Genomic DNA, 18,161 nt, shown 5'->3' on the forward strand with positions numbered 1-18,161 from the left:
AAATTAAAATCCAAAGAGATAAATTGAAGCTTCGTAAACCTTATTGTCAATAATCTTTCTGGCACAAGCATAGCCACCTCTTTTAGAATCTTTATTTAAGAGGTTGTCATTGTGGCAAGGAGAATTTTTCCATCTTTTTAAGCAGCCGTCACATGGATCTCCATCTCTTGCTCCAAGAGTGTAACGTGAAAGAGCCAGGTTTTCTCCTAAATCCTTGTTGTATCCACCAGGACTTTCGTGATCAGCATCACCGGTTTTTATAAATTGGTCTAATTCTTCTTGGGCTCTTAAAAGTGCAAGCCTATTTAAATCCTTATCTTCATTTACTTGGCCAAGACCCTTGGAAGTTCTGTAGTCCATTAGATTTTTCATAAATTTATTTGAGTCGCCAACTGAACCAGTAGGCATTTTATCTTCTGTTTCTAAATTTTTTGCTATCTCTTTAGTTTCTTCTTCAGCTATGGACTTTATTACAGGGCAATTACTGCTAATTATAACTGTGTCTTTTTCCCAAGAAACTTGGTAGCCCGTAGCTTCAGATATAAATCTAATAGGCACGTAAGTTCTACCATCATAGATAAGAGAAGGAGAGTCTAGAGCGAGAGATTCTTTTTTGCCACCTGTAATCCTAGTGGCATTCTTAGAATTTATTTCCATTCTAATCTCCACATTATTTTGGTCCCTTATAACAATTCCTCCCTTAGGGTTGTCCTTTGACTTTTGTAAGAAGTCAACATTAAAGCCAAGATTTTCTGATATAAACCTAAGAGGCACCATGGTCCTTTGAGTTTTCATGTCAAGATAAGGGCTTCCCATTTCTTGAGGAGGATTTTTTCTTTCTCCATTGATCATAATATTGATATTTTTATCAGATGCAGAAGGTGGAACTTGTCCTGCCGCGAAAACACAAGTTGGAATAAGGCTCATAATTAATAGGGAACTTATAAGTGCATTTTTTATTTTTTCCATATTCAATTCTCCTTTTAAAGATTGGGTCGAGATTTAATACTACACATTATTGGTAGAATTGATAAAAGACTATTTAAGATAAAAATATTAATCTATTTTATTTTTTGAAAAAACCATATGTAAGTTATCTTATTTTATTTTCCATCAACTTTTGCTAATTAAAGTATACCAGCTATTTAGGGAAATAACAAGAATATAAAAATGAAAGCTTATTAAGTTAAAGCATATTTTTATTAAAAACAAAAAGGCCTATCAAAATATTTTTCAATCTACTACTTAAAAGATACATTTACTATAACTAATGAAAAGGATAAAAATTTATAATTCTGAAATTAAAATTCTTAAAGAAAGACTTAAAGAAGAAAATAATAAGACTATGTGATAAAATATTCTTATAAATGAGATTTCAAGGGGGATATTATGTCAGAAAATAAAAAAATTGCCATTCAAGAAACTTACGGCGAAAGATTTCAATATTGTTGGGGTTGTGGACCAAAGAACCACGAGGGAATGCACCTAAGATCTTATCCATCAGAAGGTGGAAGTGAGTGCATCGCAAAGGTTACTCCAGATTCAGTTTACACTGGTGGAGTTCCTGCCAACCTCTTTGGTGGAATGATTGCCATGATCTTCGACTGCCACGGCACTGCTTCAGCTGCTTGGTTCAAGCACAGGGACCTTGGACTTGAACTTACTGAAGACACAGTTATTGGCAGATTTATCACAGCAAGGCTTGAAGTGGACTTCAAAAAGCCAACTCCAATGGACAAGGAAGTTACAGTTACTGCTACTGCTGAAGAAATTGGCGAGAGAAAGGTAATTGTTAACATGGTGATGGAAGCTGATGGCGAAGTTCGTGCCAAGGCAAAGATGGTTGCTGTTGGTGTAAAAGATAATATGTAAAATTATTAGGAGACTAGTTCTCCTAATTTTTTTGCCCAAAAATTTTTTAAAATATTATAATGTAAGAAAAGATTATTTAGGAGGGAGCCAATGACTTTAAAAGATAAAAAACTTTTATATATTTTTCTTTATTTACTTTCCTTTGGGCAAGTCCTTGGGATTTCGATTTTAGTTAATAAAATTGAATTTATTCCAATAATTAACAACGTCATGCTTGGTCTTAGCTTCTTAGTTTTCTTAGGCCTACAAATTTTTTTTATTAATAGGATTTTAAATTTTAAGTTTAACAAGTATTTAAAGATCCTTCTTGGTCTAATCTTAATAGGACTTTGCCTCATCTCAATGGCTTACTTGTTTCTAGTCTTTGCTTTTTCTGGTAAAGAAAATCGAAAACTTACCTATTATAATGAAAATTTTTACATCTTAAATGTAGGTTGGATGGATCCAATTTATGAGGTCTACAGAAAAAATTTCATCACTATGGACAAGTTAAGTGAAGATGAAATAAAAAATACCTTTGATGATTTAAAAGAGATTGAAGACCAAGACACGAGAGATATTTTAGAAATCTTAATTAGTGAAAGAGAAAGCTTTGATGAGCAAGGAGAAGATGAAGTTGCAAAGACTGGTCTCGAAGATCTTGATGAAAAAGAAAATTTTGAAGAAAAAGAGAATAAAGATGAAATTTTAAAAAATTTTAAAGCAGAAGACGCTATAAAAATAGAAAATTCTGACCTTGGTCTCCTAGAAGTAGACAGGGCAGGGGCAAGGTCACGCTGGTTTCTTGTAAGAATCTCTGGTAACAAGATGAAATTTATATCTGAACTTGAAGAGACAAGCCCAAAGGTTTCTGGAAGGATGGATGATGAGGGCCTAATCCATTTGGACTTTGAGGACATAAATAACAATAAATCTAACTACATCTCAAGAAACAATGGAAAGACCTTTGGAAAAATAAAATAAATTTATAAGTCAGTGATGGGAGTCACTGATTTTTTATTGGAAAATATTGAAAGTAAGAACATACTTTGGTACTATAAATGTAACCAAAAGCGTCAGGTGATTTAATGGAAATAGAAAATGTAGTAATAGAAAATAAAATTGCTGAGTACAGGAAAGGGCTTGGGCTCTCTCAACACAAGTTGGCTAAGGCTGTGGGACTTAAGAGGAGGTCAATCATGGCCTATGAGAATAACACAATTAGTCCAACCCTTGAGACAGCCTACAAAATCTCAAAGGTCTTGGGCAAGGATATCAAGGAAGTTTTTATATTTAAGTGAGGTTTTTATGGGATTATTATTTAATGACAAGAAGGAATTTAGTGAAAAAGTTGAAAAAATATTTGGAGATAAGGACAACTATCTTGTAGCCTTTAAGGCCAATGACCTAAAGACAGGACTGGGCAAATTGATCCTAAGTAATATCTATTACACTTTTGATTCATCAAGGACCTTTATCCTCTATTTTAGCCCTAAGGGCCTTTATGAAAGTGAAATTTCTAATTCGATGAAGAGAGACTTTTTCCTCATGCCTTGGAATGAAATAGAAGAATTTGAAGTAGAAGATAAAAATAATAAGGCCATCATAAGCCTTAGACACTTGGGAAAGAAGGTCATGTATGAAGTTGACTTCAAGGGCAAAATTTTTGATGGCAATGAAGAGAGATTTATGGAGTTGAAATCAAAGGATTGGAATAGGATTTAAAAATATGGAGACAGAGAGACTTATTATTAGAAGGTGGACACTCGATGATGCAGAGTCTTTGTTTGAGTATGCCAAGGACCCTGAGGTTGGACCAGTTGCAGGTTGGCCTGCCCACAAGACTATTGAAGATAGCATAAGCATAATAAAAAATGTTTTTAAAGGGGAAGAAATCTATGCCCTTGCTCTTAAAGAAGACAACAAGGCAATTGGGGCAATTGGATTGAAATTAAGAGGCGATACAAATCTTACAGATAGGGATGATGAGTGCGAGCTTGGCTATTGGCTGGGCAAAGAATTTTGGGGAAGAGGACTTATGCCGGAAGCAGTTGGAGAAATCTTGAGATATGCCTTTTGTGACTTGGGCATGACCAAGGTTTGGTGTGCCTACTACACAGGAAATGAAAAATCAAAGAGAGTTCAAGAGAAGTGTGGTTTTATTCCTCAAAAAGTAATAAAAGATGAATACCTTCCTCTCATGGACGAGAGGCGAGATGTAAATGTAAACTTACTTACGAGAGAAGAATTTTTAAAGAAAGAAGGATAAGATGGGAATTATTTGTGGACTTATTGCAATATTTTTTGCTGTTAAAAATATTTTGGCTTGGTTAAATGGTAAGGATCCATATAGGGATAGGTTCCTCAGCATGGCCTTTACCTGTCTTGCTATTTTTGGATTTTACAATATGGGGGCAAATTTCTTGGCAAAAGAAGATATTGCTGGTGCCCTTGATGTCATCCCAACAATAAGATGGGCCCTATTTGTCTGTACTATTGGGTCAATAATAGTCAATGGCATGACAGTTTTTGTTAAGAAGAAATAAATTTATAAGGAAGAAAAATTTGGGAGTGAAGAAGATGAAGGAAAAAAGATTTTCAAGAGCCATGACCTTTATAATTTTATTTGGGATTGTCAGCCTCTTTTCAGATATGACTCATGAAGGGGCCTCAAGCATTAGGGGAGCTTATCTTGCCCTACTTGGTGCCTCGGCAGGAACTATTGGATTTATATCTGGTCTGGGAGAACTCATTGGTTACTCCATGAGATATGTCTTTGGAAAAATTACCGACAGGACGAAAAAGTATTGGCCCATGGTAATCTTTGGCTACATATTAGATATCTTGGCAGTGCCAGCCCTTGCCCTAGTTGGTGAAAAAGGTTGGATAGCTGCTGCCCTCTTGCTTGTCATCCAAAGGATGGGGAAGGCAATAAAAAAACCTGCCAAGGACACTATAATGTCCTTTGCTGCCAGTCAAGAAGGAGTTGGCAAGTCCTTTGGGATCCAAGAGATGCTAGACCAAATTGGAGCCTTCTTGGGACCAGTCTTTTTATATCTAGTCATGTTATTTAAAACAGATGGCACAACTTTTGAAATTTATAGAACTGCCTTTGCCTTCTTGGCAATCCCAGGTTTTATTACGATCCTCCTTTTATTCATAACTAAGAGGGAGTTTCCAAACCCAGAGGCCTTTGAACCTGAAGCAAAAAAAAGAAGAAGCCTTTGTCATGAAGAAGTCCTTTATTTATTACATTGTGGGGATTTCATTTTTTGCTTTTGGCTTTATGGACTACGCTCTTGTCATCATGCACATATCCAAAAACTTTACAGGCCTTGGAGGATCTTATGGAACTTTTAGGCTAATAAGTGAAGAGACTCTACCACTTTTATACGCAGGAGCCATGTTAGTGGATGCTGTGGCTGCTCTTGTCTTTGGTCACATCTATGACAAAAAGGGAGTGAGGGCCCTTGTCATCTCAACGATTATTTCTGCCCCCTTCTCTCTTTTCATCTTTGGCTTCAAAAGTGAACTTGCGCTTTTATTTGGCCTAGTCCTTTGGGGAATAGGCATGGGTGCTCAAGAATCCATCTTAAAGGCTGCTGTGACTTCTATGGTTCCAAAGAAAAACAGGGCAACGGGCTATGGAATCTTTGAATGCTCCTTTGGAATTTTTTGGTTCTTGGGGTCCTGGATACTTGGAGTGATTTATTCTAAGTCTCTTCCACTGATGATTGGCCTTTCAATTTTTGCCCAAGTCTTAGCAATTCCTTTTTACCTAAAAGCTTCTAGAGAAATTTAAAAATAAAGATACAAATTAAAATAAGAAAATTTGACGGCTTAGCCGTCTTTTTTTATATAACTTTGCAAATTCTTTACAAATTTTTTACTTTTCCTTTAAAAATTAGAAATTATATTGTAAGATGAAATTGAAATACAATTTGGGAGGACTTATGTCAATTAATTATTTTATTGAACTATTAGGAGGACTTGCTCTTTTCCTTTATGGAATGGAAATGATGAGCTCGGGCCTCGAACTAGTCGCAGGTGATAGACTCCGAGTTGTCATTGAAAAGATGACGTCCAACTTCTTCAAATCTATTCTAGTTGGTGCTCTTGTCACAGCAGTTATCCAATCATCTTCAGCGACTACAGTAATGGTTGTAGGTTTTGTAAATGCAGGCCTAATGACTATTTATCAGTCTGTTGGAATTATTATGGGAGCAAACATTGGTACAACAATCACAGGTCAGTTGGTAGCCCTAAACATTTCAACCCTAGCACCTATAATTGCCTTTATAGGTTTTTTGATGAGCACTTTCTCCAAGAGTAAGAAGAAAAGATACGTAGGTCAAGCTGTTATAGGCCTTGGATTTTTATTCATGGGTATGCAATTTATGAGTGACTCCATGGAACCCCTAAGGGACTATCCTGGATTTTCAACTGTAATGACTAAGTTTGACAATCCAATCTTGGGAGTTTTGGCAGGTACAGGTATAACAGCCTTACTCCAATCTTCATCAGCATCTCTTGGTATCTTGCAAGCCGTTGCCAATCAAGGTGTAATATCACTTCACTCAGCCATGTATATAATCCTAGGATTTAACATTGGTACTTGTGTGACTTCAGTTTTATCTTCAGTTGGATCTTCCAAGAACGCAAGAAGGACTGCCCTAGTTCACGTTCTCTTTAACATTATTGGTACAATAATATTTATCCTTGTATCCTTTGTGATCCCAATAGACGAGATAGTAGAAAGATTTTCAAGGAACTTACCGGCAGCAGAGATTGCCAACCTTCACACACTCTTTAATATTGCAACTACAATCATTTTAATTCCTTTCTCCAAGAAGCTTGCAGACCTAGCCTTCAAGATTATTCCTGGTATAGACAAGGAACAAGAAGAGATGTCTCTACAATATATCAACTTAAATGTTACAAAGGATGCACCAGCAACCTTTACTGATGTCAAGGCAGAGGTTAGAAGGCTACTTGATATTGTAACTATGAACTATGAGTCCTCTGTTGAACTCTTAAGAGAGTTTGACGACGAGAAATACGACGAAATATTTAGGAGAGAGGGAGTTATTAACTACCTCAACAAACAAATTTCGGCCTTTATTATTGATTCACTAGGCCTACCAATGAATAAGGAAACTTCTGCAAACTTTGCAGCTTATCTTAGAATATCTAGAGACATGGAAAGAATTGGGGACCACTCCAAAAATATTGCTGAAGTTGCCAAGTTAAAAAATGACGAAGGTCTTTTCTTCACAGATGTGACTTTTGATGAAATGAGAGAAATAAATACTATTATTGAAAAAATGTTCCACTCCTATGACGGAGACATGGAAAAAGACCAAAGAGTTGTATTCATGCGTGAGTCCAATGAACTTGTTCAAAAAGAGGCTTCTGACTTTAGGAACAACCACATGATAAGGATGAGAGAAAAAATTTGTAATCCTGAATCAGGACTTCTTTATGAAAAAACTCTTGCAGCTATGGAAAGAATTTCATCTTATATTTCCAACGCTGGAAAGCTTTCAATATAATAAATTAATTGAAAATGATAAAAATTAATCTGCTTTCGGGCAGATTTTTTTTTATTGAGAATTTTTAATTTTAAAAATTAGGAAGTTCTGGTAACTTATGAGGTCATAAAAATTTGAGAAATCCTCAAAGCTTTTGGCGTTATAAAAAATTATGAAGTCATAGAAAAATGTGAAGTTATAGAAAATTATAAAGTTATTAAGAATTATGAAGTCTTAGAAGATATTGAATCATAAATCAATACAAAATTTAAAAATTTAAAAAATTCATGAAGATCCACAAGTTATTGAAAGAAATCAAAACAAAGAACTACAAAAGAAAATTTGTTTACAAACACAAGTTTCGATGTTAGAATGACCTTGGTGGTAATATGGAATTAAAAGAAAAAATAAAAATTTTGTCTGATGCTGCAAAGTATGACGTGAGCTGCTCATCTTCTGGATCCAATAGAAAGAATAAGGGTGGACTAGGAAACGCTAGCCAAAGTGGAATCTGCCACTCCTGGTCTGAAGATGGCAGGTGCATATCTCTTCTTAAGATACTTTTTACAAATCACTGCATCTACGACTGCAACTACTGCATCAATGCCAAGAGTGTGGACTCCAAGAGGGCGGCTTTTACAGTTGATGAAGTAGTTGATTTAACTATAAATTTTTACAAGAGAAATTACATTGAGGGTCTCTTCTTGTCTTCTGGTATCTTCAAGTCCTGCGACTACACCATGGAAAAATTAATAGAAGTTGCAAAGAGGCTTCGCCAAGAAGAAAACTTCAACGGTTACATACACATGAAGGCCATACCAGGTGCCAGCCAAGACCTTATAAAAGAGCTGGGCCGATACGTAGACAGGATGAGCATAAACATCGAGCTCCCAACAGAAAAGAGCCTGGCCCTTCTTGCTCCAGAAAAAAGTCTTGATGAAATAACAAGGCCCATGGACCTAGTTTCCAAAACCTTAAAGATCAACAAGCTTGAAAAGAAAAAATATAAAAAATTTTCAAAGAAGGACTTGTTTTTGCCAGCAGGTCAAACTAGTCAGATGATCGTTGGAGCAGGTGATATTCACGACAGGGATGTCCTCACAAGGTCCCAGTCCCTCTACGATAATTACAATCTAAAGAGGGTCTACTACTCCGCCTATGTGCCTGTGAGAGAAGATTCCAAATTGCCAAAGATAAAGACACCCCTCATTCGTGAACACAGGATTTATCAGGCAGACTTCCTCCTGAGATTTTATGGTTTTAGGGCAGGGGAACTCTTAAGCGAGAGTAAAAGAGATTTTGACTTAAATCTTGACCCAAAGATGGACTGGGCTATAGAAAATTACAGTAATCCCACTGACATTAACAAGGCAAGCCTTGAAGAACTTTTAAAGGTCCCAGGCTTTGGACCCCAGTCTGCAAGAAAAATTGTGAGAGCTAGGAGAGCCTTTAACTTGTCTCTTGAAGACCTAAAGAAGCTTAGGATTTCCACTAAGAGAGCCCTAAACTTTATAACAATTTCAGGCAAGTATTATGGGAGAAGATTTGATTCCAAAGAAGCCCTGAGGTCTTTGATGGTGGAGAGGGAAGGAGGAGAACAACTTAGTTTTCTCGACTAAGTGATAGATATGATTTACTTATACGACGGGACAATAGAAGGACTTTTTACAGTAATTTTTAATGCCTACAAGGTCCTAGAAGATGTGGACTTAATCACTAAGAGGTCAGGTCAAATGAATTTTATGGCTGACAGGATCAAGTGCTCCACAGAAATTGACAAGGCCAAGAGGGTTAGAGATTCAATAATAAAAAACTTTTCCTATTCATTTTATGATTCAGTCCTAAGGGTATTTGCGGCAAACAACGAGAGAAAGGAAGTGGCCATAGCCAAGACCCTTAAAAAACTCTACACCCATGGATTTTATTATTATGAAAGTGCCGACGAAGACCTAGTTGAATTCAAAAATTTATTAAAGAGGGTCTCAGGAGAGATCCACTCTTTCAAGGGACTTCTTCGCTTTGAAGAAAAGGATGGCCTTCTCTTTGCCAAGTTTGAACCACAAAATGATATTTTGATTTTTGTCTACAAGCACTTCAAGAGAAGGCTAGTCAATGAAAAATTTGTAATTGCAGATATAGTTCGCAGCAAGGCCGTAATCTACAATGGAGAGAGGGGCAACTTCTTTGACTTTGAAATGTCAGAAGATATGAAGACTGATGATTCTTATATTGACCTCTGGCTTTCCTTCTACGATGCTGTTGCAATTGATGAGAGAAAAAATGAAAAACTCAGGATGCAAAACATGCCAAAAAAATATTGGAAGAATTTGCCAGAGATGAACAGGCCAAAGAAATATGATTAATAATAATTTCTTCTAAGGGTATAAAGGACTTGGGAGGAAAAAATGGAAAAAAATAGAATTGCAAACTTAAATACTTATATAGAAGACCATTATCATGGAGCAAGATTTATTGAGTCCAGCGATTTAGAATTGCCAGACTTCTTGCAAAGGGACTTTGATGACAGCCACAACAACTGCACCATAGCAAGCCTAACAAGGATTATAAACTATTACTTTAGAGACAAGGACAAATTTGAAATCTATGATGAAGTCTTTGCAATCGCCAAGAAAAATGGCTATTTCAAAAAAAATAGGGACCCTTCCTGTGATGATCTCCCACATTGCCAATATTTATTTCAAGAAAAATAAAATTGACATAAGGGCAAGGGGAATTTACCTTGGCAACTTCTACTCCCACGTGAAGGATGAGATCGACAACTTTAGGCCCCTAGTTATGAACCTGGGATCAGGCTATTACAAGAACCATTCATTAGTTATCTCAGGTTATTCAATTTATAAATTCAAGGGGATGAAGGTCAAGTTCTTGCACGTTTATGATGGATGGAACAAGACCAAGTCCTACATTGACTACAACGACCTAAGGGGATTTTTGAAGGTCCCAATTTTTTCCTACAATGTCTTTGATGTTGACATAGGGGAAGACTTGTAATAAAGTTTAAGACCAGACAGGTGATGATATGGAAAGAAATTATTTGAAATTTTTGGTGTCAGAGCTTATCTTCGTGAGAGAAGACACCCTTATAAATTTGATCCCCAAGACTGAAGAAAAGTATAGGGAGATCTTTGGGGAATTAGAAAATTATGTAGATACACTAAATTTAAATATTAGAAAAGTTAGAAGAAACTTGAAACTCTTGGATAAACTTTCTCCAGACCTTGCAAAAAAAGAAGCAGAGAAAGAATTTAAAAAGGACCTTGATGAATTAAGAGAAGACCAAGACTATGAAGCTGAGCTTAAATTAGCTGACGATGAGGTCCAAAGACAGGTGGAAGACCTCTTTAGGGAAGCAATATTTTATTACAGTCCCAAGCTTTACGACTTTTCTCTTGAAGAATTCGACCAAGCGAGAAATGCCTTTAAGGCCTGCGACAAGGAAGGACTTGAAAACTTTTTAAAAAAGGAAAGGCCCAAAGAACTTGAGATGAGTAATGACCAACTTGAAAAAATGAGGGAAGACCTTGAAATAGAAATTTCTATTTTATTTGAGAGATTTCCCCTCAATCAATTGGACATGCTTGAGGACAAGGAAGCCATTGACTTCAACCTCAATAGACTAAAAAATGTCTACGAAGAATACCAAGAAATCTACGGAAGCCTTGGCGAAGAATTAAATATTAAGATTGCAAAAAAAGAAACTACCTCTTAAAAAATTATGAGGTAGTTTTTTCATACTTATTTTTAATTATTTTTAGAGCCACAAGACTTGACAGGTATCCGAGTATTAGACCAGCCAAGACATCTGTTGGATAGTGTACTGATAGATACATACGTGAAAATCCTATTAAGGCAGCCAAGATAAGGGTAAGGGCTCCTTCTTTTTTATTGTAATAATAAATTGTAAAGGCTGCAGCAAAAGATGAGCCTGTGTGGCCTGATGGAAAGGAATAACCCATGGGCTCTTTTATCAAGAGGTCAAAGGCTTCTACCATAAAGGGTCTTGGTCTTCCAATGATGGGCTTTAAGATTAAAAGTCCAACAATAGAAAAAATAATCAAACTTAAAAAAATACTAAGGGCTTTCTTTTTTGAGTCCTTATTTTTTTGGAAGAAGATAATAAGACCAAGGGCAATCCAAAAGATTCCCCCATTGCCAAGACTTGTTATAAAAATCATGACCTTGTCTAGGATGGGGGAGTGGATTGATTCTAAAAATTTTAAGAATTGAACTTCCATTTACTCTTGTTCTTTAAACTTGCCCTTAATAAATTGAACAAAGTTCTTTAGGTTTTTCTTTAGGAAGGCTTCCTTGTGATAAACCATGTAATAAGTCCTAGAAATTGCTAAGTCTTCTACCTTGTGCATAATAATTTCGTCATCATCGAAGGAAGACCTGGCACCAAGTGATATTGCATTAGAAGATTTGACAATATTTAGGACCATGTCCTTGTTTTGACAGATATATTTAATATCGATCGGTATATTCTTGTCCCTCAAGTAGGAGAAAAGAATTTTCTTTGAAGCTTCGTCTAGGTCACCCAAGACAAACTTCTTGTCCTTTAAATCATCGTGAGTTAGGACTGGTTTTTCCTTTAAGTCAGAATGATTTGACGAAATTATATAAATTTCATCTTCGTAGAAGGGTTCTGCAATATTTGTTTCAACACCAGCATCACCATCAATGATTGCCATGTTAATTATTCCAGAATTTAACTTCTTAAGTATCTCTTCACGTGAGTCAACATAAACTCTTATCTTTATGTCTCCCTTTTTTTCTTCATATTCATCTATGATCTCTAGGAGAAATTGAGAGCTAAAGTTTGAACTTACGCCAAGATTAATGTTGTGTGCAGTTGATGAACCTTGTAAGAAAATAACAGTATCTTGAAATTGCTCCAAAATATTTATGGCAAAATCGTAAAGTCTTAAACCAACATCTGTTATGTATAATTTTTTTGAAATCCTATCGAATAGTTTGACATTGTACTCATTTTCAATTTGTGAAATGGCATGTGAAACAGTTGGCTGTGAAATCTTAAGATTTTTTGCCGCGTTAGACATGTTTTTAGTCTTGCAAACTTCAATGAAAATTTCCAAATCTCTAATTGTCATAAAAACCTCCTCAAACATATTCTATTATCATATTTAGCAAAAATCAAGAAGTTATAGAAGAAAGCTTATAATTTTATTTTTAAAAATATTAATGTTAAGAGAAAAGCAGGAATATACCCACATTACAAAAAGGATACAAAAAAAATAGACAAAGCAAAAACTGCTCTGTCTATCAAGATTTATTTATATGGTAGGTTTTCAAGTCTTCAAACCAAGCCTTGTCGTCAGCAAGATTTTCTTGGAAGACTCCTTCACTCTTCATGTAGTCGATGAAAAATTTATTAAACTTATCTGCACCACGGACATTTAAGTGTTGAGGGTCGTAAAAGTCATCCTTTGTAAGTCCCATCTCATGAGAAAAATCGTTGAAGTCAATAAATTTTGCCCCACGATCTTCTAAGTATTTGCTAAAAGCTTTTATGTTGTCAGCATAATAGGAGTAGGCATAAACTGGCGTCTTAACAAAGTAAACTTGGGCTCCATTTTTTTGGCAAATATCTATTATCTCATCAATTGCTTTTAAGTTTTCGTTTAGATAAGCATCATTGTCAAAATTTTTTATAGACTCTAGAAATTCTTCCTCATCTGCAATCACATCGTTCTTGAAGCCCTGGCTCTGACCCTTTAATAGGACGTAACCTTTTAAGTAGTCGTCATAAGATTCCTTGTCAAAGTCGTAGTCTTCCTCCCTTAGTTCGTCCCACCTTGAGTGATAGGCAACAAGGGGGAATAGGGCAGGAGCCTTTAGGTCCCTCGGCACTTTTGTCCCTATCATCTTGAGTTTGTTAACTGACATGGGAAGGTAGTCGGCATAAGAATTCACAACTCCCAAGTCCTCTGTGATTTTAAAAAGCCCAGCGTTTATGTCCACAAAGACCACTTGAGGATTTTTTCTTTTAAAGGCTTCCTTTACATAAGTTGCCGTTATCTTTAGGGGCTGCTTTTGAGAGCTCAAGACATAGGACTTTATACCAGTATTCTCATAGATATAAAGTGGTTCGAAGGAGCAATAGGAATGACTTGTCCCAAAGAACATGGCATTGTAGTCTTCAGTCTCGTTAAAGAAGCCGCCAATTTTATTGCCCATGTCCCAGGGTTTTGCCAGGGACTTTCTTATAAAGAGGTTATTAAGTTGTAGGCAGGCAAAAATTAAGATGCCAAGAAAAACTATTGATTTTAAAATTCTTAAAAATTTTTTCATTTAACCACCTAAAACTGAAAATAAATAAAGGCTGACTCAGAAAATTCTGGACCATAAATTCCCAAAATTATAATTCCAAGGATAAAGGCCATATAAATTATCCATCTAATTGGAAGGACGAGTCTTATAATTTTTTCTCCAAGATTTATCCTATTGTACTTTAAGATGTCAAAGACAAGTAGGATAAAAATTCCCACTCCAAGAGGATAGAGGTTGGCAAGGCCAAACTTTGAATTTGTAATTTCTTCTAAGAGATTATTGGACCAAGGATTGTTGATTATTCCCAAGATGTAATCATTTCCCTGGTGGATGGTCTCTGCCCTAAAGTAGATAAAGGCAAAGACAACAATAAGAAGGGTCAAGATCCTCCTAAAGAAGTCCAAGAAAATATTTGACTTCCTATTTTTATTTATCCCAAGTAAACTTTCGATTACGTTAAAGACTCCGTGGATAAGGCCCCAGAGGACAAAGGAAAGTTCTGCTCCGTGCCAAAGTCCTGACACGAGAAAAACTATTAAGAGGTTTAGACACTTCCTAAAGCTTCCCTTCCTGTTGCCACCAAGTGGAATGTAGAGGTAGTCCTTAAACCAAGTGGAAAGGGAAATGTGCCAGCGTCTCCAAAATTCTGTAATGGATTTTGAAAGTAGTGGCTCCTTGAAGTTGTCCATGAGGTCTATGCCAAGAATTTTTGCAGACCCTTTTGCCATAATTGAATAGGAGTAGAAGTCGCAATAAATTTGGAGGGTAAAGAGGAAGGCCCCAATTAATAAAAATCCCCTAGAATAATCTTGGTAGTTACGAAAGGCGTCGTTTACAAAAATTGATGCCCTGTCAGCTAAGACTAACTTCAAAAACATTCCATAAAAAAATAACTGGAGGCCCCTTATAAGATTTTCATAAGAAAACTTTTTTGGATTTTTTATTTGTGGAAGAAGGTTAGTACTTCTCTCGATAGGTCCTGCCACAAGTTGGGGGAAGAAGGAAACGAAAAGGGCATAGTCAATTAGGGACCTCTCAGCTTCAAGGTCCTTCCTGTAGACATCGATGGTGTAGCCAAGAGCCTGGAAGGTGTAAAAGGAAATACCAACAGGAAGGAGGAGGTCCAGGGCTATGTTAAAGTTGCCACCAGAAATTTTCCCTGCCAAGTCCATAAAAAAGTTAAAGTACTTGAAGATAAATAAGATTCCCAAATTTATAAAAAAGCACAAAAAGACAGCAAGCTTCATCTTAGTCTTGGAGTCACGGTTGTTTTCAATGTAGATCCCCGTCATGTAGGTGATGACAATTGAAAGAACCATGAGGAAGGTGTACTTCACATTCCAAAAGCTATAAAATGTAAGGCTTGCTAAGAGCAAAAATATATTTTTAGATTTTCCCCTAAGCAGGTTGTAAAAAATTACAACTATGGGGAGAAAGATTAAGTATTCAAAAGAATTAAAAAGCATAAAATCCTCCAATTCCTATATAATATAGTAAAAATTAGAGGATTTCAATAAATTATTATCCAGCAAGAAGGCTCATTTTGTACTCCTTAGGAGTCTTGCCTGTATACTTTTTAAAAGTCATTGTAAAGTGAGGCTGAGAAGAGAATCCACACTCATAAGAAATGTATTCGAGGGTCTTCTTGTCTTCTAGGAGAAGCTTCTTGGCCTTATTTGTCTTTAAAGTGTTTAGGTATTGGCAGAAGGTAAAGCCAGTTTCTTCCTTAAAAAGTGAGCAGAGATAATTTTTTGATAGATGAAGTTTATCTGCAAGGTCTTCAAGTCCAAGTCCCTTGTTGTATTCTTCGTTAATAATTTTTATGGCCTTGTCAATAATTTCATTTTTAGAAAAACTTATGGCGTCTAAAAGAGAATTGGAGTAGGCCTCTATTAGGTCGTGACCCAATAGTTTAAGGTCTACTTCATCAAGTTGCCCTTCAAGTCTTTTTGCAAAGGCCTCATGTAAGTATGTGAGGTCCTTGTTATATGTAATCAAAAAATATGTATAAAGAAAGGTGTTTAAGTTTTCCATTTGTCTTTTCATCTCATCAAGAGAAGAAGTTTCGCTGCAAGGTGAAATTTTTTCAAAGATTTCTGTGGCACATTCAAGCAACTCTGGTCTTGTCATTTGTGCAAGGTTAAGATAATTTGTCATTTTTCCTCCTGTTTAAATTTTATTTATGTAATTTTTATAATTTTTTAGCTTAAGATAATTATAGGACAATTGATATCTAATATCAATAGAGAGGGTTAATTTATTTTTAAAATTTTAAAAGCCTTAATAAGAGCCATGCCATCATCTTTGTGAGATTACTAAACAAAAAATATTTTTAAATATATTAATGAATTTTATTTAATTTGAAAAAATTTTAATTCACAAGAAGAAATAAAGCTTATAAGGTTTTAATTTTTAGCAAATAGCATATAATAAGATAGAGGAGGGATTACTGTGACAATTTCAAAAAATAAAATGATGGAACTAGAGAAGAGAACAATAGATGAATACAAAATTGATTCTCTTATTTTAATGGAAAACGCAGGAATGGGAATTTATCGTGAAATTAATCAGTACAATTCCTACACAATAATTTGCGGTAAGGGAAACAATGGTGGCGACGGCCTTGTCCTAGCTAGACACCTAATCTTAAATGGCAAACTTGTTGAAGTCTTTGTTGTTGGACATAAGATGACAAACGAATTTGCAAAAAATCTTGAGATCTTAGAAAAACTTACTGAAATAAAATATATTGAAGACGAAAATAATTTTGAGGACCTAGTAGAGTCTCTAGAAGTCAATGAAGTTACTGTTGACGCAATCTTTGGACTTGGACTAAACAGGCCCCTAAATTCTTTCTATAAAAAGCTTATAAATCTTATAAACGCTCATGGCAATTATATTATTGGTGTTGATATCCCATCAGGCATGGACCCAGACACTGGTGACGAATATGGAGCTTGTGTTGGATGCAACTTGACCTTTGCCATATCAGACATAAAAGACGGCCAACTCCTAAATAGTAAGGTTGGAGAACTTAAAAAAATATATATAGGGATTGTGAGGTATGCAGATGAGTAAAAAAATGAACAGAAACATAAACTTGACAGAAGGCTCCATTCCCAAGGGGATAATTGCCTTTGCCATCCCCCTACTTCTCACAAACTTTTTGCAACAGCTCTACAATACAGCTGACCTTATGATAGTGGGTAGGTTCGCAGGCAAGAACCCCATGGCAGCAGTTGGTGCAACGGGACCAGTGTCCAACTTGTTAATTGGACTTTTCCTTGGACTTACAACTGGTGCTTCCGTAATAATTTCACTTTATTACGGATCTAACGATAGGGAAGCCTTAAAGAGGTCCGTAGGTTGCTCCTACTTCCTTGGACTTATGTCGGGACTCCTTATAACTATCTTTGGTTATCTAACAACACCATTTTTCCTAAGGATAATGGATACACCACCAGAAATCTTGCAGGACGCAACAACCTACATGAGGGTTTTCTTCTTGGGAACAGTTCCTATACTTATATACAACATGGGAGCCTCAATCCTAAGGGCAACTGGTGACTCCAAGAGACCTTTCAACTTCCTTTGTGTGTCAGCTGTAGTAAATATTGTCCTTGACTTAATCCTAGTAGGATATTTACAAATGTCAGTCCTAGGAGCAGGGATAGCAACTCTTGCATCCCAAGTTACATCAGCAATACTTGTAACATACTCACTCTTAAAGACTGATTCATCTTATAAATTAAGAAAGAGCGAGATTAAACTTCACAAGTTTGAAGCCAAGAGGATTTTTGAAGTTGGAATCCCAACGGGAATTCAAACGGCCCTTCTTTCCTTTACCAACGTAATCTTCCAAGCAAAGATTAACTCCTTTGGCCCCGATGCCATAGCCGGTGTAGCTGCAGAAGGAAGGATTGATGGCTTCCTCTTTATGTCCTTACAAGCCATTGCCCTTGCGGCAACAACCTTCTCGGGACAAAACTTTGGAGCCAAGAAGTTTGACAGACTTCGTGAGGGTATGAAGGTCTCCCTAATAATTGTATTTGGAATTTCCTTTGTTCTATCACTTATTGCCTACTTCCTAGCAAGTCCACTAATAGCAATCTTTAACCCAGACCCTGATGTAGTTGCTTATGGTGCCGACTTCCTAAAGATTTTGAGTCTTGGAATCTGGTGTTTTGGACTTTCAGAAACAATTTCTGGTTTCATAAGAGGAAGTGGACACGCAATGGGACCTATGATCATTTCTCTTTTGACAATTTGTATATTTAGGCTTGTAGTGGTTTACTTTGCAATGCCAATATTCAATTCAATAAGAGTAATTTCCATTATCTATCCAGTTTCATATTTTGCAAACTTTGTGATCATGGTACTTTACTTTAAATTTGGAAGATGGAGAAAAGATTTTGATATGTAAATGAAAATTTATAGATAATGACAAATTGGCACCAGCTTGGTGCC

General features: G+C 36.0%; 22 protein-coding genes. 16 read left to right on the top strand and 6 right to left on the bottom strand.

Annotated features, from left to right (window positions below; translation table 11 throughout):
* Positions 1–3: 3 nt before the first annotated feature.
* Positions 4–969, bottom strand: coding sequence for a stalk domain-containing protein (locus I6I93_RS05675; protein ID WP_112889774.1), 966 nt, complete (start codon positions 967–969; stop codon positions 4–6).
* A gap of 420 nt (positions 970–1,389) precedes the next feature.
* Here I6I93_RS05675 and I6I93_RS05680 point away from each other — a divergent pair, with 420 nt between their 5' ends.
* The 14 genes from I6I93_RS05680 to I6I93_RS05735 all read left to right on the top strand — a co-directional run bounded on the left by I6I93_RS05680 (position 1,390) and on the right by I6I93_RS05735 (position 11,112).
* Positions 1,390–1,872 carry an acyl-CoA thioesterase gene (locus tag I6I93_RS05680; RefSeq protein WP_172605462.1) on the top strand — a complete coding sequence of 161 codons (483 nt, stop codon included), beginning with the start codon at positions 1,390–1,392 and terminating at the stop codon, positions 1,870–1,872.
* A 90-nt stretch (positions 1,873–1,962) separates the two neighbouring features.
* Entirely contained in the window at positions 1,963–2,835 is an 873-nt protein-coding gene (locus I6I93_RS05685; protein ID WP_112889776.1) for a hypothetical protein, read from the top strand.
* Between the two features lie 104 nt (positions 2,836–2,939).
* The gene (locus I6I93_RS05690; RefSeq protein ID WP_112889777.1) at positions 2,940–3,152 is read left to right on the top strand and encodes a helix-turn-helix transcriptional regulator; all 213 of its coding nucleotides are present in this window, start codon (positions 2,940–2,942) and stop codon (positions 3,150–3,152) included.
* Positions 3,153–3,159: 7 nt separating this feature from the next.
* Entirely contained in the window at positions 3,160–3,576 is a 417-nt protein-coding gene (locus I6I93_RS05695; protein ID WP_112889778.1) for a histidine kinase, read from the top strand.
* Between the two features lie 4 nt (positions 3,577–3,580).
* Positions 3,581–4,120 (top strand): GNAT family N-acetyltransferase, encoded by a 540-nt coding sequence (locus tag I6I93_RS05700; RefSeq protein ID WP_112889779.1) that lies wholly within the window; start codon positions 3,581–3,583, stop codon positions 4,118–4,120.
* 1 nt (position 4,121) lies between these two features.
* Positions 4,122–4,397, top strand: a complete 276-nt coding sequence (locus I6I93_RS05705; RefSeq protein ID WP_112889780.1) for a hypothetical protein — start codon at positions 4,122–4,124, stop codon at positions 4,395–4,397.
* 34 nt (positions 4,398–4,431) lie between these two features.
* Complete coding sequence (locus tag I6I93_RS09245) at positions 4,432–5,211, top strand: MFS transporter (RefSeq protein WP_236587162.1); 780 nt, start codon at positions 4,432–4,434, stop codon at positions 5,209–5,211.
* Positions 5,159–5,653, top strand: coding sequence for an MFS transporter (locus I6I93_RS09250; RefSeq protein ID WP_236587163.1), 495 nt, complete (start codon positions 5,159–5,161; stop codon positions 5,651–5,653). The genes I6I93_RS09245 and I6I93_RS09250 overlap by 53 nt, the downstream gene beginning before the upstream one ends.
* A gap of 151 nt (positions 5,654–5,804) precedes the next feature.
* Complete coding sequence (locus I6I93_RS05715) at positions 5,805–7,403, top strand: Na/Pi cotransporter family protein (RefSeq protein WP_112889781.1); 1,599 nt, start codon at positions 5,805–5,807, stop codon at positions 7,401–7,403.
* A 368-nt stretch (positions 7,404–7,771) separates the two neighbouring features.
* The gene (locus tag I6I93_RS05720; RefSeq protein ID WP_112889782.1) at positions 7,772–9,001 is read left to right on the top strand and encodes a putative DNA modification/repair radical SAM protein; all 1,230 of its coding nucleotides are present in this window, start codon (positions 7,772–7,774) and stop codon (positions 8,999–9,001) included.
* A 9-nt stretch (positions 9,002–9,010) separates the two neighbouring features.
* Entirely contained in the window at positions 9,011–9,745 is a 735-nt protein-coding gene (locus I6I93_RS05725) for a TIGR03915 family putative DNA repair protein (RefSeq protein ID WP_112889783.1), read from the top strand.
* Between the two features lie 42 nt (positions 9,746–9,787).
* On the top strand, positions 9,788–10,093 hold the full coding sequence (locus tag I6I93_RS09255) for a hypothetical protein (RefSeq protein ID WP_236587164.1): 306 nt from the start codon (positions 9,788–9,790) through the stop codon (positions 10,091–10,093).
* Positions 10,017–10,394, top strand: a complete 378-nt coding sequence (locus tag I6I93_RS09260; protein ID WP_236587165.1) for a hypothetical protein — start codon at positions 10,017–10,019, stop codon at positions 10,392–10,394. Before I6I93_RS09255 ends, I6I93_RS09260 begins: the two co-directional genes overlap by 77 nt.
* 28 nt (positions 10,395–10,422) lie before the next feature.
* Positions 10,423–11,112, top strand: a complete 690-nt coding sequence (locus I6I93_RS05735) for a hypothetical protein (RefSeq protein ID WP_112889784.1) — start codon at positions 10,423–10,425, stop codon at positions 11,110–11,112.
* Between the two features lie 4 nt (positions 11,113–11,116).
* Here the strand turns inward: I6I93_RS05735 and I6I93_RS05740 are convergent, their stop codons facing one another.
* The 5 genes from I6I93_RS05740 to I6I93_RS05760 form a co-directional block, all read right to left on the bottom strand.
* Positions 11,117–11,638: a phosphatase PAP2 family protein gene (locus tag I6I93_RS05740; RefSeq protein WP_112889785.1), complete on the bottom strand. Its 522-nt coding sequence runs from the start codon at positions 11,636–11,638 to the stop codon at positions 11,117–11,119.
* A complete protein-coding gene (locus I6I93_RS05745) occupies positions 11,639–12,514 on the bottom strand; it encodes a LysR family transcriptional regulator (protein ID WP_112889786.1) in 876 nt (291 codons plus the stop codon).
* Between the two features lie 172 nt (positions 12,515–12,686).
* On the bottom strand, positions 12,687–13,715 hold the full coding sequence (locus I6I93_RS05750; RefSeq protein ID WP_112889787.1) for a hypothetical protein: 1,029 nt from the start codon (positions 13,713–13,715) through the stop codon (positions 12,687–12,689).
* Between the two features lie 8 nt (positions 13,716–13,723).
* Positions 13,724–15,160: an MBOAT family O-acyltransferase gene (locus I6I93_RS05755; RefSeq protein ID WP_112889788.1), complete on the bottom strand. Its 1,437-nt coding sequence runs from the start codon at positions 15,158–15,160 to the stop codon at positions 13,724–13,726.
* A 55-nt stretch (positions 15,161–15,215) separates the two neighbouring features.
* A complete protein-coding gene (locus tag I6I93_RS05760; protein WP_070700234.1) occupies positions 15,216–15,851 on the bottom strand; it encodes a helix-turn-helix domain-containing protein in 636 nt (211 codons plus the stop codon).
* A gap of 294 nt (positions 15,852–16,145) precedes the next feature.
* On the opposite strand from I6I93_RS05760, the gene I6I93_RS05765 reads away from it, so the two are divergent.
* Positions 16,146–16,772, top strand: a complete 627-nt coding sequence (locus tag I6I93_RS05765) for an NAD(P)H-hydrate epimerase (RefSeq protein ID WP_112889789.1) — start codon at positions 16,146–16,148, stop codon at positions 16,770–16,772.
* On the top strand, positions 16,765–18,117 hold the full coding sequence (locus tag I6I93_RS05770; protein ID WP_083315492.1) for an MATE family efflux transporter: 1,353 nt from the start codon (positions 16,765–16,767) through the stop codon (positions 18,115–18,117). Before I6I93_RS05765 ends, I6I93_RS05770 begins: the two co-directional genes overlap by 8 nt.
* Positions 18,118–18,161 lie beyond the last annotated feature (44 nt).

This window comes from Peptoniphilus harei, from assembly GCF_016726485.1.
GTDB lineage: Bacteria > Bacillota > Clostridia > Tissierellales > Peptoniphilaceae > Peptoniphilus_A > Peptoniphilus_A harei.

Bases quoted from the DNA above. Each gene is read 5' to 3' on its own strand.
- I6I93_RS05675 (WP_112889774.1), bottom strand. From the start codon at position 969: ATGGAAAAAATAAAAAATGCACTTATAAGTTCCCTATTAATTATGAGC.
- I6I93_RS05680 (WP_172605462.1), top strand. From the start codon at position 1,390: ATGTCAGAAAATAAAAAAATTGCCATTCAAGAAACTTACGGCGAAAGA.
- I6I93_RS05685 (WP_112889776.1), top strand. From the start codon at position 1,963: ATGACTTTAAAAGATAAAAAACTTTTATATATTTTTCTTTATTTACTT.
- I6I93_RS05690 (WP_112889777.1), top strand. From the start codon at position 2,940: ATGGAAATAGAAAATGTAGTAATAGAAAATAAAATTGCTGAGTACAGG.
- I6I93_RS05695 (WP_112889778.1), top strand. From the start codon at position 3,160: ATGGGATTATTATTTAATGACAAGAAGGAATTTAGTGAAAAAGTTGAA.
- I6I93_RS05700 (WP_112889779.1), top strand. From the start codon at position 3,581: ATGGAGACAGAGAGACTTATTATTAGAAGGTGGACACTCGATGATGCA.
- I6I93_RS05705 (WP_112889780.1), top strand. From the start codon at position 4,122: ATGGGAATTATTTGTGGACTTATTGCAATATTTTTTGCTGTTAAAAAT.
- I6I93_RS09245 (WP_236587162.1), top strand. From the start codon at position 4,432: ATGAAGGAAAAAAGATTTTCAAGAGCCATGACCTTTATAATTTTATTT.
- I6I93_RS09250 (WP_236587163.1), top strand. From the start codon at position 5,159: ATGCACATATCCAAAAACTTTACAGGCCTTGGAGGATCTTATGGAACT.
- I6I93_RS05715 (WP_112889781.1), top strand. From the start codon at position 5,805: ATGTCAATTAATTATTTTATTGAACTATTAGGAGGACTTGCTCTTTTC.
- I6I93_RS05720 (WP_112889782.1), top strand. From the start codon at position 7,772: ATGGAATTAAAAGAAAAAATAAAAATTTTGTCTGATGCTGCAAAGTAT.
- I6I93_RS05725 (WP_112889783.1), top strand. From the start codon at position 9,011: ATGATTTACTTATACGACGGGACAATAGAAGGACTTTTTACAGTAATT.
- I6I93_RS09255 (WP_236587164.1), top strand. From the start codon at position 9,788: ATGGAAAAAAATAGAATTGCAAACTTAAATACTTATATAGAAGACCAT.
- I6I93_RS09260 (WP_236587165.1), top strand. From the start codon at position 10,017: ATGGCTATTTCAAAAAAAATAGGGACCCTTCCTGTGATGATCTCCCAC.
- I6I93_RS05735 (WP_112889784.1), top strand. From the start codon at position 10,423: ATGGAAAGAAATTATTTGAAATTTTTGGTGTCAGAGCTTATCTTCGTG.
- I6I93_RS05740 (WP_112889785.1), bottom strand. From the start codon at position 11,638: ATGGAAGTTCAATTCTTAAAATTTTTAGAATCAATCCACTCCCCCATC.
- I6I93_RS05745 (WP_112889786.1), bottom strand. From the start codon at position 12,514: ATGACAATTAGAGATTTGGAAATTTTCATTGAAGTTTGCAAGACTAAA.
- I6I93_RS05750 (WP_112889787.1), bottom strand. From the start codon at position 13,715: ATGAAAAAATTTTTAAGAATTTTAAAATCAATAGTTTTTCTTGGCATC.
- I6I93_RS05755 (WP_112889788.1), bottom strand. From the start codon at position 15,160: ATGCTTTTTAATTCTTTTGAATACTTAATCTTTCTCCCCATAGTTGTA.
- I6I93_RS05760 (WP_070700234.1), bottom strand. From the start codon at position 15,851: ATGACAAATTATCTTAACCTTGCACAAATGACAAGACCAGAGTTGCTT.
- I6I93_RS05770 (WP_083315492.1), top strand. From the start codon at position 16,765: ATGAGTAAAAAAATGAACAGAAACATAAACTTGACAGAAGGCTCCATT.